This window comes from Paenibacillus peoriae, from assembly GCF_022531965.1.
Classification (GTDB): domain Bacteria; phylum Bacillota; class Bacilli; order Paenibacillales; family Paenibacillaceae; genus Paenibacillus; species Paenibacillus polymyxa_D.
Map to the genome: position 1 here is coordinate 166,236 of NZ_CP092831.1, position 12,912 is coordinate 179,147.

The window sequence follows — 12,912 nt, forward strand, 5'->3', positions numbered from 1 at the left end:
TCATCATTCACTTTGTGCCCTCCTGCATCAACCGGAAGGCATCGACTTCGCCAAGTTTGGTCGAGATAGAGCTACGTCCAGCGCTTTTGCGCAGGCGTAGTGGTGTGGCGGTACGCTTAAGCAACGCCTTGATTTCTCCAGGCCCCAGTTCCGGCCTCAGTGAAAGGAGAAGTGCGATGCTTCCGGTCACATGGGAAGTAGCCATAGAGGTACCACTCATTTCGTGATGCTTGCCATGGATCCAGGAGGATGTGATCTTTTCGCCAGGTGCGTACACGTCTACAAATTGCCCTCGGTTGCTGAAAGGTGCAATGCGTCTGTATTTGTCAGTAGCCCCCACTGAGATCGTCTGGGAATAGCGGGCGGGGTAGTCAATACTTCGGCGCTTGCCCTCGTTTCCTGAGGACGCTACAACGACGATGCCGTTATGATATGCCTTATTCACCATATCAAGTAATGCCTTGCTGCGCGACTTCATACCAAAGCTCATATTGATGATATCGACACGATTTAATACACACCAGTCGATACCAAGAATGATATCGGAGACGTAGGCGGCTCCATTATGATCAAATGCTTTTACGGGATGAATTAAAGCTCGTGGTGCTACGCCCACCATACCTTCGTCATAGTTGGACGCCGCGATAGTTCCAGCAATATGAGTACCATGGCCATTATCGTCATAGGGTAGCATGGTTCGGTTAAGCAAATTAATACCTCTGGCGAGAGAATGGCGAAGATCAGGATGTTGAAAATCCGCTCCTGTGTCGATCACACCGATTCTGACCCGATTCCCTGTCGAGGAAGGCCAAGCCTTGTATGCACGTACCTGTTTGACTCCCCATGGCATGGAAAGGTTCTTCTCTGCTTTTGGTATATGAGCAGTTTCAGCGTGAACCTTCATGCGGGTATCTTCTTCAACGGTAACACCGTTGTGATATTTGCCCAGCCTGTCTCCCCCTGAAAGCGGAGCGATTAAAGCACGGATTAGTCTGGCCGGTTGTACTTGCCGTAATCCCGCAAGCTCGGGTTTCAGCTTCCTGAGATAGGACAGGCATTCCCGGTATTGGTGAGGCTTATCGAACGTGATAATCTGTTTGTTCCGTCCACTGCCGGACGGCTCCGAAATACCCTCATGCAAACGCTGCAAAAAATCCGGATAGTCCATTTGAGACGGTCCCCCTCCGATGAGCCATGCTGAGGTATAGTATGAGCAAGCGTCAGCTGCGGCATGGGAAACCTGCCCCTTTTTTAAGTAAATAGGCCTGCTTGTCGTGTCAAAGTGGATGTGGACACATACGATACATGGAGGGCATAAGCTCTTGTGCAACAACTTTGGGGGGTTCTCCCGAAGCGGGTACAGTCGAAGACGGGGGGGACCCCGTCTTTTTACGTGTGCCGTCTTGTTTAGGGGGATATTCCTGGAAATTATGACGATACCCATCTTTAACTTGCAATTTGCTTCCAAATAGGTTTTACTTAGTTTTGATAATGGATATGTTAGTATTGCATGTATCGTGTATGCTCTGAAACATGTTCTTGTGAATTACGTGTGAGAGGAAGTGTCCCTAGGTGAGTACCCCACTCAACTTGAAGATTGACCCGGAGAAAGTCCACGAGACTCCAATGGTGGACTTGGCATTTATGGTATTGAAAGCAGCCAATACTCCATATTATTACCGTGACCTGATGAAGGAAGTCGCCAAATTGCGCGGCTTGTCTGACGAAGAAATTAATGACGTTATTGCTCAGCTATATACTGAAATCAACATTGACGGGCGTTTTGCCTGTGTCGGTACGAATCTGTGGGGCTTGAAACGTTGGTATCCGGTAGATAAATCCGAAGATGCCCTGACAGGCGCCAAGCGTCCTCGTATTATTAACGACGAAGACGATGACGACGAAGATGACTATCATGAAGAAGAAACATACAACTCTGATGACGACTTCGATGCAGATAGCGAAGACGAGGACGGCGAAGACGAGCTGTTCGACGGAGAAGATGATGATGATAGTGATGAAGACGTGGTTATAGACGACGAGGACCTCAGTGATGAGGAAGATTCAGAAGATGAAAATGACGATGAGTCGACGGAAGACGACGATTCACTTCGTTAGGAACAGGCTGCAAGGGGAGATGCGTTCTCCCCTTTTTCATGACCGTTTTATTGAAAACCTCTTCTGATTTAAAGCTTTCAGGTGGATTCTCTCCAATCTGGTTCAATGGACAAATTAACACATATAACTTCCTTGACAGCGGATTGGACACGGGGTAAACTATTGCTTGGGCTTATGATTGATTCACTTATATGTTTGCTTTTTTTATAAAAGTGCCCCGTACTACGGGAGTGCTTTTTTGTTTTTTATAGGGGTGTTTTCACTCATGAAAGAAGGCTAAGGGCGGCGGACATGGAAAATGATTCCGCTGCCTTCTTCATGGATGATAATCCGTGCAAACGGGTTACGATAACATCATAATGTCGCCTGAATTTTGCATCTTATCTAGGAGGGTTTTGAACAGTGACAAAGTATATTTTTGTGACAGGCGGGGTTGTGTCTTCCTTGGGCAAAGGGATTACGGCAGCTTCACTGGGGAGGCTTTTGAAGAACAGGGGACTGAAGGTAACGATTCAAAAATTTGACCCTTACCTGAATGTCGATCCGGGTACGATGAGTCCTTACCAGCACGGTGAAGTGTTTGTAACGGATGATGGTGCGGAAACGGACCTTGACTTGGGACACTATGAGCGCTTTATTGATATTAATCTGTCCAAGAACAGCAATGTCACAACAGGCAAGGTATATTCCAGCGTAATCAGCAAAGAGCGTCGCGGAGAATATTTGGGCGGTACGGTGCAGGTTATCCCTCATATTACGAACGAAATCAAGGAGCGCGTGTACCGTGCAGGCCGTGAAGCGGGTTCGGACGTAATTATTACAGAAATCGGCGGTACTGTGGGCGATATTGAGAGCTTGCCATTTTTGGAAGCTATTCGTCAGCTCAAAAGCGAAGTTGGGCGCGAAAATGTGATGTATATTCACGTAACGCTCATTCCTTATATTAAAGCTGCTGGTGAGGTTAAAACCAAGCCAACCCAGCACAGTGTAAAAGAACTGCGCAGCATCGGCATCCAACCGAATGTCATTGTTTGCCGTACAGAGCATGAACTGTCCTCCGATATGAAGGCTAAAATTGCATTGTTCTGCGATATTGATGCGAATGCAGTGGTAGAATGCCGCGATGCTTCAACCCTCTACGAGGTTCCGTTGAACCTACGTGAAGAAGGCTTGGACGAAATCGTAGTTAACCATCTCAAGCTGACAACACCTGCACCAGATATGACCGAATGGGAAGGGTTAGTTGATCGAATCAGCAAGCTGGATAAAACGGTTGAAATTGCTATTGTTGGTAAATATGTTGCATTACATGATGCTTATTTAAGTGTGGTTGAATCACTTTCGCACGCTGGATTTGATGCGAATGCAGACGTAAAAATCCGTTGGGTGAACGCTGAAGAAGTGACGGACGAGAACGTAGCTGACATGCTGGGCGGCATTGGCGGCATTCTCGTACCAGGTGGCTTCGGCGATCGCGGAATTGAAGGCAAAATTAGTACTATCCGTTATGCACGGGAGCAAAAAATTCCGTTCTTCGGTATTTGTCTGGGTATGCAGGTATCTGTCATTGAGGTTGCACGTTCCCTGGCTGGTCTCGAAGGAGCCAACAGCTCGGAAATTAATCCGGCAACGGATTATCCTGTCATTGACTTGCTTCCCGACCAAAAAGACATCGAAGATCTGGGCGGTACGATGCGTCTTGGCTTGTATCCATGCAAACTGGTGGAAGGTTCCCTGGCTTCGGCTTGCTACAACGACGAGCTGGTGTACGAAAGACACCGTCATCGGTACGAATTCAATAACGAATATCGTGAAGTTATTGAAAAAGCGGGTCTTCGCATTTCCGGTACTTCACCGGATGGACGCTTGGTGGAAATCGTGGAGCTCCCTGAGCATCCGTGGTTCCTGGCGGTACAATTCCACCCGGAATTTACTTCCCGTCCGAATCGTCCGCAGCCTTTGTTCCGTGAATTTGTAAAGGCAGCATTGCAGCTTCAAGGTTAATGCTACGGCTTGAAAGACCTCCTACGGGAGGTCTTTTTTTATCCCATGCTTCCTGATTATGAAAGAATATTCCACAATTATGTATTAGAGAAGGATTTTCTTTTTGCAGGAGCGAATATAGTTTTAGGTATGGGACGGATATTGTACGTCATCGGACGCTGTTATGGCAATAGCTGCATGATCCTCGTTTTAAGATCTTAGGAGGTTAAAACATTGGAAAAGAAGAAAGTATTAATCGTCGATGACCAGAATGGAATACGGATTTTACTGATGGAAGTGTTCGGAAGTGAGGGTTATGAGACCTTTCAGGCGGCGAACGGGAAAATTGCACTTGAAATTGTTGAGAAGGAACCACCTGATCTGGTTCTGCTCGATATGAAAATTCCAGGTATGGACGGACTCGAAATTCTGAAACATCTAAAAACCATGAATCCCGATATCAAGGTTATTATGATGACAGCATATGGAGAACTGGACATGATTAAAGAGGCGACGGAGCTAGGTGCGCTAATGCATTTTACCAAGCCCTTTGATATTGACGAAATGCGGATTGCTGTGAACAAACAACTCAGAGGTGACTAGGTGAGTCACGGTGGTTGAGAACTCTGTTAACACAGCAGGGTTTTTTGTTTGTGATTATGGGAAATACTGAAAGTAAATCCTCTCCTTATACAATTCTATCGAAAAACGGCGTCCTGAGCGTGATTTTTGTATGTGTTGATATGCAAAAGCTTGTTTAGTATTTAACATGGGTTGTGGTATAATAAGCCCGTATGTGATGTCGGCTAAAAATATAGACAAACCCAAACACCTTTAGGAGGACTGTAACCATGCCATTGGTATCTATGAAAGACATGTTGAACAAAGCACTCGAAGGAAAATACGCAGTAGGTCAATACAACATTAATAACCTGGAGTGGACTCAAGCTATTTTGGGCGCTGCTGAAGAAGAAAAATCCCCAGTAATCTTGGGTGTTTCTGAAGGCGCAGCACGTCACATGGGCGGATTCTACACTGTAGTTAAAATGGTAGAAGGTCTTATTCATGACATGAAAATCACCGTTCCGGTTGCGATCCATTTGGACCACGGTTCCAGCTTTGAAAAATGTAAAGAAGCTATCGACGCTGGGTTCACATCCGTTATGATTGACGATTCCCACAGCCCAATCGACACAAACATTGCTACAACGAAAAAAGTGGTTGAATATGCTCATTCCAAAGGCGTTTCTGTTGAAGCTGAAGTTGGAATGGTTGGCGGTCAAGAGGATGATGTTGTCGGCGACGTAATGTACGCTAAGTTGGACGACTGTCTGCGTATCGTTAACGAAACAGGTATCGATACACTGGCACCTGCACTGGGTTCCGTACACGGACCATACAAAGGCGAGCCAAACCTCGGATTCAAAGAAATGGAAGAGATCTGCAATGCAATCAAACTTCCACTCGTTCTGCACGGTGGTACTGGCATCCCAACACATGACATTAAAAAAGCAATCTCCTTGGGAACTTCCAAAATCAATGTAAACACTGAGAACCAAATCGTATTTGCGAAAGTGGTTCGTGAAGTGCTTGCTGAGAAACCGGATGCTTATGACCCACGTACATTCATCGCTCCAGGTCGTGAAGCGATTAAACAAACCGTTATCGGTAAAATTCGTGAGTTCGGTTCCAACAACAAAGCGTAATAATAAGTTAAACTGGTCGTGCGTCTGCACAGGCTAGATGTATTTCTTAGTTGTAGCTGTAGTTCTGCTGCACAAAATACTTAAATCTGTACAGTTGAATAGTTTGGTATGGAAAGCACACCGCTTAGCCGGTGTCTTTCCATTTTCACCACTAAAAAAGTTAAAAATTTTGATTTGAGATTATTGTTTGACCGACTGCAAAACACGTAGGGGGACCCTCAAGCTTATGGAAAAATTGATGATCACCGGTGGACGGCCGCTTCAGGGTACAGTTTCCATCAGCGGTGCCAAAAACAGTGCCATCGCCTTGATTCCCGCAGCCATTCTGGCAGAGTCGGAAGTCATTTTGGACAATTTGCCACTGTTAAGTGATGTGGCGGTGTATTCCGAGATACTGGAGGAACTTGGTGCAACGGTTGCCTGGGAAGGTAGCCAGATGAAAATAGATCCATCCTCTATTAAATCCATTCCTATGCCGAATGGGCCTGTTAAGAAATTACGAGCCTCTTATTATATGATGGGAGCCATGCTGGGCAGATTCAAGGAAGCGATCATCGGTTTGCCAGGAGGGTGCAATTTCGAACCCCGGCCCATTGATCAGCATATCAAAGGTTTTGAAGCGCTGGGTGCCACGGTTACGAACGAGCACGGCGCTATTCATTTGCACGCCAAAGAACTGCGCGGAACCAAGATTTACTTGGATGTTAGCAGCGTAGGCGCTACCATTAATATTATGCTGGCGGCAGCACGTGCCAAAGGCGCCACAATTATCGAAAATGCGGCTAAAGAGCCTGAGATTATAGATGTAGCAACCCTTTTAAACTCTATGGGGGCCATTATTAAAGGCGCCGGTACGGAGACGATTCGAATTGAAGGTGTGTCGGAGCTACATGGCTGCCGTCATTCCATCATACCTGACCGTATACAAGCGGGCACATACATGATTGCTGCTGCGGCAACCCGTGGAAATGTATTGATTGACAACGTAATCCCCAAACATATGGAGGCTCTCACTGCAAAAATGCAGGAAATGGGCATCGGTATCGAGGAATATGATGAAAGTATTCGCGTACTGGGTGCACCTTCTTATGAACATGTCGACGTTAAAGCCTTGATATACCCTGGATTTGCCACAGATTTACAATCTCCCATGACCAGCTTGCTTACCCAAGCGCAGGGTGTCAGTGTATTGAGCGATTTTGTGTACAGCAGTCGTTTTAAGCACGTCCCTGAGCTGGTGCGTATGGGGGCTAAAATTCGCGTAGAAGGTCGGTCTGCCATTATAGAGGGTGGTCGATTGAATGCAGCTAAAGTAAAAGCGGCAGATCTGCGCGCCGGAGCGGCCCTTGTCATTGCTGGACTTACAGTAAGCGAAGGCGTAACCGAGGTGACGGGTGTCGAGTACATTGACCGTGGTTATGATCACCTTGTCTCTAACCTGCGTCTTTTGGGCGCGGATGTATGGCGGCAGACTGAATAATTAAGCCGTGCAATTTTTTCGAACTCCCGGAACGAAAGCGATAGAACGGGCAACACCTGTGCAGCCGCTGCTTGATAAAAGATTGTGGTTCATACCTAACAATCAATTATCGGAAAACCGGAATAATTCGGTATAATCCAGGCAGATGGCTGCATAACTTTATTTGTTTTGGTTAAAATTATGTTAATGGTGTTTATGATATCATTGTCTATCATTTAGATGTATGAATGGACTTAATAATTGAATAGGTGGTTATTATATGGATCTGCAAATTTCCGATCTGGAAGAAATGAAGCTGACCGACCTGTACAAGCTGGCCAAGCAATACCAGATCCCGTACTACGGAACGCTCAAGAAGAAAGAACTAATTTTCGCTATCCTGCGTGCACAAGCTGAGAAGAGCGGATTGATGTTTATGCAAGGGGTTCTGGAAATCCTTCCTGAAGGTTACGGCTTTCTGAGGCCGATCAATTATCTCCCGAGTACCGAAGATATTTACATCTCTGCTTCACAAATCCGCAAGTTTGACTTGAGAACAGGCGATCTTGTTTCCGGTAAGTGCCGAACGCCAAAAGAGAATGAACGATATTTTGGATTGCTTCAAGTTAACGCCGTCAATGGAAGAAGTCCTGAGCAAGCTGCTGAGCGGCTACACTTTCCTGCACTGACTCCACTGTATCCGCAAACCAAATTAGTCCTTGAAACTTCCCCCAACCATTTGTCTACGAGAATTATGGATGTACTGGCCCCTGTCGGACTTGGACAGCGCGGACTCATTGTAGCACCTCCCAAAGCTGGGAAGACGCTTCTCCTCAAAGAAATTGCCAATAGCATTTCTACCAACAATCCCGAGATCGAGCTTTTTGTCTTGTTGATTGATGAACGCCCTGAAGAAGTGACCGATATGCAGCGTTCTGTTAAAGGTGAAGTTGTGGCCTCTACATTTGACGAACTTCCTGAAAATCACATCAAAGTGGCAGAACTCGTGTTGGAGCGTGCGCTACGTCTCGTAGAACATAAAAAGGATGTTGTCATCCTGTTGGATAGCATCACGCGTTTGGCTCGTGCGTACAATCTCGTTATTCCTCCTTCTGGTCGTACTTTGAGTGGGGGTATTGATCCGGCGGCATTTCACCGTCCAAAACGCTTTTTTGGTGCGGCTCGGAATGTGGAGGAAGGCGGTAGCTTGACGATTCTTGCTACAGCTCTGATTGATACAGGATCACGCATGGACGATATCATTTATGAAGAGTTTAAAGGTACAGGCAACATGGAGTTGCATTTGGACCGCAAGCTGGCAGAACGTCGTATCTTCCCTGCGATTGATATTCGTCGTTCCGGCACACGCCGTGAGGAAGTGTTGTTGAACAAGGAAGAATTGGATACGATCTGGGCCATTCGTAAAAATATGACGGAAAGCCATGATTTTGTGGAAGGCTTCCTCAAAAAGCTGCGTAATAGCAAGACTAATGCTGAATTTCTGGCTTCGTTTGATTTGGCGGCACCTTCTTCCGGTGGCTCGCAAAGCAGTTCTGGTGGGCAACAACGGAGAACTACGCGTTCTACCACAGCCTCAGTCCCGGCCTCAACCAACTAAAACCCATTCATGTATTTTATCTGTTCCGTAAGTACACAGTCGTTATCATTCATTTTGTTAATGGCGTAGGCTTAACGGAGCGAAAGGAGCTCCAAAATGTATTTGGTGTATGCCGACGAAAAAGGCAATGTATATGATCATGCTTCTTTGTATGGGCTTGCACGTAGTGCAGACATGATTGTTGAAATCATGGAGGATGAGCTTATTCCGTTACCGGAAGGAGCTACATTGGTAAGCCTGCCCAGCACTCGCCCGGTCGGTATGAACCCTGAAACAGGGGAAATGGTTTCTCTTCCCGGAGATATGCAAGCAGTAGGGGCTTTATTGCCGCAAGGTTTTACACGCTTGTGCCTGCCGGGATATGTGAAGACCGATAAGGAGTACAAGCTTCCCTTGTTCGGTTATTCGGCCGTAGTCTGGAAAGACGGAGCATTTTATGTAACGGCTGAGCAGAGTGACAGTCCGTCCAAGTGGAATCCGGAAAACTGTGACCGCCATCAAGTTAAATTGGGTGTTCAGCGGATGACGGAGCAATATCCCGAAAATCGGCTGTACCAACATTTGTCTAACTGTGCGCTTGGCTACGAATGCCTTACTTCCTCGAACACATTCCTGAATCGCTGGGAGGGGGGAGTTCCGGTATCTTATTCTTGTAATGCGGGTTGCTTTGGGTGTATATCTGAACAGCCAGATGACAGTGGCTTCGTATCTCCGCAGACAAGAATGAACTTCCGTCCTCGCGTCGAAGAAATTGTAGAAGTTATGCTGGAACATTTGAAGACACCGGAATCCATCATTAGTTTTGGTCAAGGTTGCGAAGGTGAGCCTTCCACACAAGCCAAATTGATTATTGATTCGATCAAAGAGGTGCGTTCCATTACGGATATGGGATACATCAATATCAATACGAATGCGGGATTGAGCGATCATATCCGGGGAATCGTGGATGCGGGTCTTGATCTGATGCGCGTTAGTACCATTAGTGCACTGGACGATCATTACAATGCGTATTACAAGCCGCGCGGTTACACGTTGGCTAATGTGGAAAAATCACTTCGTTATGCTTCTGAGCAGGGTGTATATACGTCGATTAATTATTTGATTTTTCCGGGTGTAACTGACCGAGAAGAAGAAATTGAGGCAATGATTGAATTTGCCAAACGAACTAAGCTCAGGCTGATTCAAATGCGTAATTTGAACATCGATCCTGAAAGCTATCTGGAATTGATTCCACCTGCACAAGGTGAGATCCTTGGCATGAAGCAAATGCTTGAGATTTATCGTGAGGAACTGCCGGATGTAGTCATCGGTTCATACACTCATGTACCGCCGCAAGGGCAGGCACGTCCTAAATTTGCCAAGGCCTAAAACGGTCACACAGCAATTGAAATACACCTGTTTTGCGCTGTTTCTGAATGCAGAAAAGAGTTGTTGAAACGCTCATATTCAAGTGCTATAATGTGAACATGTGTTCATACAACTCTGGACTGATAGGACGTTCAGGGCGGAAAGAGGTGAAAGTTCAATGCAACAAGCTATTCAACCAACATTTAACGTAACTACTGTCACTTGTGCTTGCGGAAATTCGTTTGAAACTGGTTCTGTGAAAGGATCTCTGCGTGTGGAGATTTGCTCCGCCTGCCACCCGTTCTTCACAGGCAAGCAGAAATTTATTGATGCTGGTGGACGCGTGGATCGTTTCAAAAAGAAATACGGTATCTAATGGATTACCGCAAGTTATAAAGTTATTAGAGCCTTCTGCGACTGCAGAGGGCTCTTTTTGTAATAATGTGTATTTGCTTTTTATGCGGCCTTAAGATATACTTATTTTCACCGTGCTAGATGGGGAGGTAGCGGTGCCCTGTAACTCGCAATCCGCTATAGCGAGGTTGAATTCCTGTTAGAGGTGTTGTTGATGTGAGGCTGGTCCCTGCGCACAATGTTGACGGCTGGGTCCTCCGCAATGAGTACTTGTGAACCTGGTCAGGTCCGGAAGGAAGCAGCCATAAGCAGGCCCACTCTTGTGCCGGAGGGTTGCCTAGCCCGAGTTGCTGTTCAGGATTGCCGCTCGGATCACAACGATCAATAACAGGTGCACGGTATATATTGGTAATTAGAACATCTTGGCAATCATTGCGAAGATGTTTTTTTGTGTTTTATAAATTGGAAGGTGTCTGGTTTAGATTCGGACGGGAGTATAGTATAATGAAGTGACCATGAATGGTCATGAAAGTGAATGGGAAAGAGGGTAACGCGCATTGGAACATATAGCGTTGTACCGTGCTTGGCGGCCGCAGGCTTTCAAGGACATGGTAGGACAACAGCATATTATCCAGACATTGCAGAATGCCATCCGCGAAAATCGCACGTCCCATGCCTACCTGTTCAGCGGTCCACGAGGAACAGGTAAGACGAGTGCGGCCAAAATTTTGGCCAAGGCAATCAACTGTGAGCATGGACCTGCGCCGGAACCTTGCAACGAATGCGAAGCCTGTAAACGGATCACGGCCGGAGCGGTCATGGATGTACAGGAGATTGATGCAGCCTCCAACCGGGGCGTTGAAGAGATTCGTGATTTGCGCGATAAAGTCAAATATGCGCCCACAGAAGTGCGGCACAAGGTTTATATCATTGATGAAGTGCACATGCTGACGACGGAAGCGTTCAATGCGCTGCTCAAGACGCTGGAAGAGCCGCCGCCACACGTGATGTTCATATTGGCTACGACTGAACCACATCGGATTCCGGCTACCATTATTTCGCGTTGCCAGCGGTTTGACTTCCGTCGTGTATCGCTGGAAGAACAGACAGAGCGGCTTGACCTGATATGTCAACAGGAGAACATACAGGCTGATTCGGATGCACTGCAGTACATTGCCCGTCTTTCAGATGGCGGGATGCGAGATGCGGTTAGCGTTTTGGATCAGATATCCTCGTTTACAGATGGTCGGGTTACTTATCAGCAGGTGCTGGACATGACGGGAGGTATTGCGTCCGAGCAATTCGGTAAGCTTGCCTTAGCATTGCTGAAAGAAGATGTGGGCACGGTGCTCCAAATGATCGAGAGCTTTATGCAGGAAGGTAAAAGTGCAGATAAGTGCATGGAGAATCTTCTGTACTATTTCCGAGATCTGCTAATGATCAAGATGGTGCCTCAGGCGACCAAAATGACGGAGCGAGTGCTGGATCCAGAGCGATTTAAGGAAGTGGCAGATGCTTTTACCAAGGAGCAACTCTTTGCAATGATTGACACCCTTAATCGTTACCAGAGCGAGATGAAATATGCCGTACAGCCCCAAACCTTGTTTGAGGTAGCTCTATTGAAGCTATGTAGTATTCCGGGGGAAGCAGGTGCTGTTGCTCAGCCGACCGCACAACGCTCTGACGCTGCAGCTGACCAGGAAGATGTCGTAATGTTGAAGCGCCAGCTTGCTGAACTGGAAAAGAAACTGGAACGCGCGCTGCAAGGTGGATTGGCCGTGGGAGGGGGGCAGGAGGCATCGTCGGGTGGCCGTCAGGCTTCCGGGGGGCGTGCCCCTGCTCCGCGGATTTCAGCACCAGCCAAACTCCCTTCCCAGTTGGATCGCTATATCGCTGAGAAGTCGAGCGAAGCATTCGCGGCAGCGGGGCGTAAGTGGAGTCAGATTTTGCAAGGGGTAAAAGAGGCGAAAGTTACGGTTCATGCCTGGTTTATGGACGGTGAGCCAGTTTCTGTGTTAGAGGACAGTGTACTGGTCGCATTTAAGAACAATATTCATCGTGAAACTACCGAAAAGCCTGCCAATAAGCAGGTCATCGAGAAGGTATTGCATGAGCAGTTGGGTCATCCTTATCGTTTAGTAACGATGATGCAAAAGGATTGGAATGCTGCGATTGAAGGAGTTTCCGACCAGCCTGCCGAAGAATTGCAACTAGAGCCGGAGCATGATGCGCCGGGAAAGTCCAAGGAGCCCTGGATTGATGAAGCTATTCAACTTTTTGGGGAAGATTTGGTAGTTATTAAAGATTAAAGCAAGTGTCTAGATGTA

10 protein-coding genes and 1 other RNA gene are annotated in these 12,912 nt (G+C 46.9%); 10 read left to right on the forward strand and 1 reads right to left on the reverse strand.

The window, feature by feature from the left end:
- Positions 1-7 precede the first annotated feature (7 nt).
- On the reverse strand, positions 8-1,168 hold the full coding sequence (locus MLD56_RS00670; RefSeq protein WP_029514895.1) for a S8 family peptidase: 1,161 nt from the start codon (positions 1,166-1,168) through the stop codon (positions 8-10).
- A 404-nt stretch (positions 1,169-1,572) separates the two neighbouring features.
- Here MLD56_RS00670 and rpoE point away from each other — a divergent pair, with 404 nt between their 5' ends.
- From rpoE to dnaX, 10 genes are all read left to right on the forward strand, one after another.
- Positions 1,573-2,118, forward strand: coding sequence for a DNA-directed RNA polymerase subunit delta (gene rpoE, locus MLD56_RS00675; protein WP_029514893.1), 546 nt, complete (start codon positions 1,573-1,575; stop codon positions 2,116-2,118).
- 402 nt (positions 2,119-2,520) lie between these two features.
- Positions 2,521-4,122: a CTP synthase gene (locus MLD56_RS00680; protein ID WP_013368772.1), complete on the forward strand. Its 1,602-nt coding sequence runs from the start codon at positions 2,521-2,523 to the stop codon at positions 4,120-4,122.
- A 213-nt stretch (positions 4,123-4,335) separates the two neighbouring features.
- On the forward strand, positions 4,336-4,704 hold the full coding sequence (locus tag MLD56_RS00685; protein WP_013308218.1) for a response regulator: 369 nt from the start codon (positions 4,336-4,338) through the stop codon (positions 4,702-4,704).
- 248 nt (positions 4,705-4,952) lie between these two features.
- Positions 4,953-5,807 carry a class II fructose-1,6-bisphosphate aldolase gene (gene fba / locus MLD56_RS00690; RefSeq protein WP_013308219.1) on the forward strand — a complete coding sequence of 285 codons (855 nt, stop codon included), beginning with the start codon at positions 4,953-4,955 and terminating at the stop codon, positions 5,805-5,807.
- Between the two features lie 226 nt (positions 5,808-6,033).
- Positions 6,034-7,287 (forward strand): UDP-N-acetylglucosamine 1-carboxyvinyltransferase, encoded by a 1,254-nt coding sequence (locus MLD56_RS00695; RefSeq protein ID WP_029514892.1) that lies wholly within the window; start codon positions 6,034-6,036, stop codon positions 7,285-7,287.
- A 259-nt stretch (positions 7,288-7,546) separates the two neighbouring features.
- Complete coding sequence (gene rho, locus MLD56_RS00700) at positions 7,547-8,884, forward strand: transcription termination factor Rho (protein ID WP_029514891.1); 1,338 nt, start codon at positions 7,547-7,549, stop codon at positions 8,882-8,884.
- Positions 8,885-8,980: 96 nt separating this feature from the next.
- On the forward strand, positions 8,981-10,252 hold the full coding sequence (locus MLD56_RS00705) for a radical SAM family protein (RefSeq protein WP_029514889.1): 1,272 nt from the start codon (positions 8,981-8,983) through the stop codon (positions 10,250-10,252).
- A 157-nt stretch (positions 10,253-10,409) separates the two neighbouring features.
- Entirely contained in the window at positions 10,410-10,607 is a 198-nt protein-coding gene (gene rpmE / locus MLD56_RS00710; RefSeq protein WP_013308223.1) for a 50S ribosomal protein L31, read from the forward strand.
- Positions 10,608-10,717: 110 nt separating this feature from the next.
- Positions 10,718-10,984, forward strand: an RNA gene (gene ffs / locus MLD56_RS00715) — signal recognition particle sRNA large type.
- Between the two features lie 158 nt (positions 10,985-11,142).
- Complete coding sequence (dnaX, locus tag MLD56_RS00720; RefSeq protein ID WP_029514887.1) at positions 11,143-12,894, forward strand: DNA polymerase III subunit gamma/tau; 1,752 nt, start codon at positions 11,143-11,145, stop codon at positions 12,892-12,894.
- Positions 12,895-12,912: the final 18 nt, after the last annotated feature.

Bases quoted from the DNA above. Each gene is read 5' to 3' on its own strand.
- MLD56_RS00695 (WP_029514892.1), top strand. From the start codon at position 6,034: ATGGAAAAATTGATGATCACCGGTGGACGGCCGCTTCAGGGTACAGTT.
- fba (WP_013308219.1), top strand. From the start codon at position 4,953: ATGCCATTGGTATCTATGAAAGACATGTTGAACAAAGCACTCGAAGGA.
- MLD56_RS00670 (WP_029514895.1), bottom strand. From the start codon at position 1,168: ATGGACTATCCGGATTTTTTGCAGCGTTTGCATGAGGGTATTTCGGAG.
- rpmE (WP_013308223.1), top strand. From the start codon at position 10,410: ATGCAACAAGCTATTCAACCAACATTTAACGTAACTACTGTCACTTGT.
- rho (WP_029514891.1), top strand. From the start codon at position 7,547: ATGGATCTGCAAATTTCCGATCTGGAAGAAATGAAGCTGACCGACCTG.
- MLD56_RS00705 (WP_029514889.1), top strand. From the start codon at position 8,981: ATGTATTTGGTGTATGCCGACGAAAAAGGCAATGTATATGATCATGCT.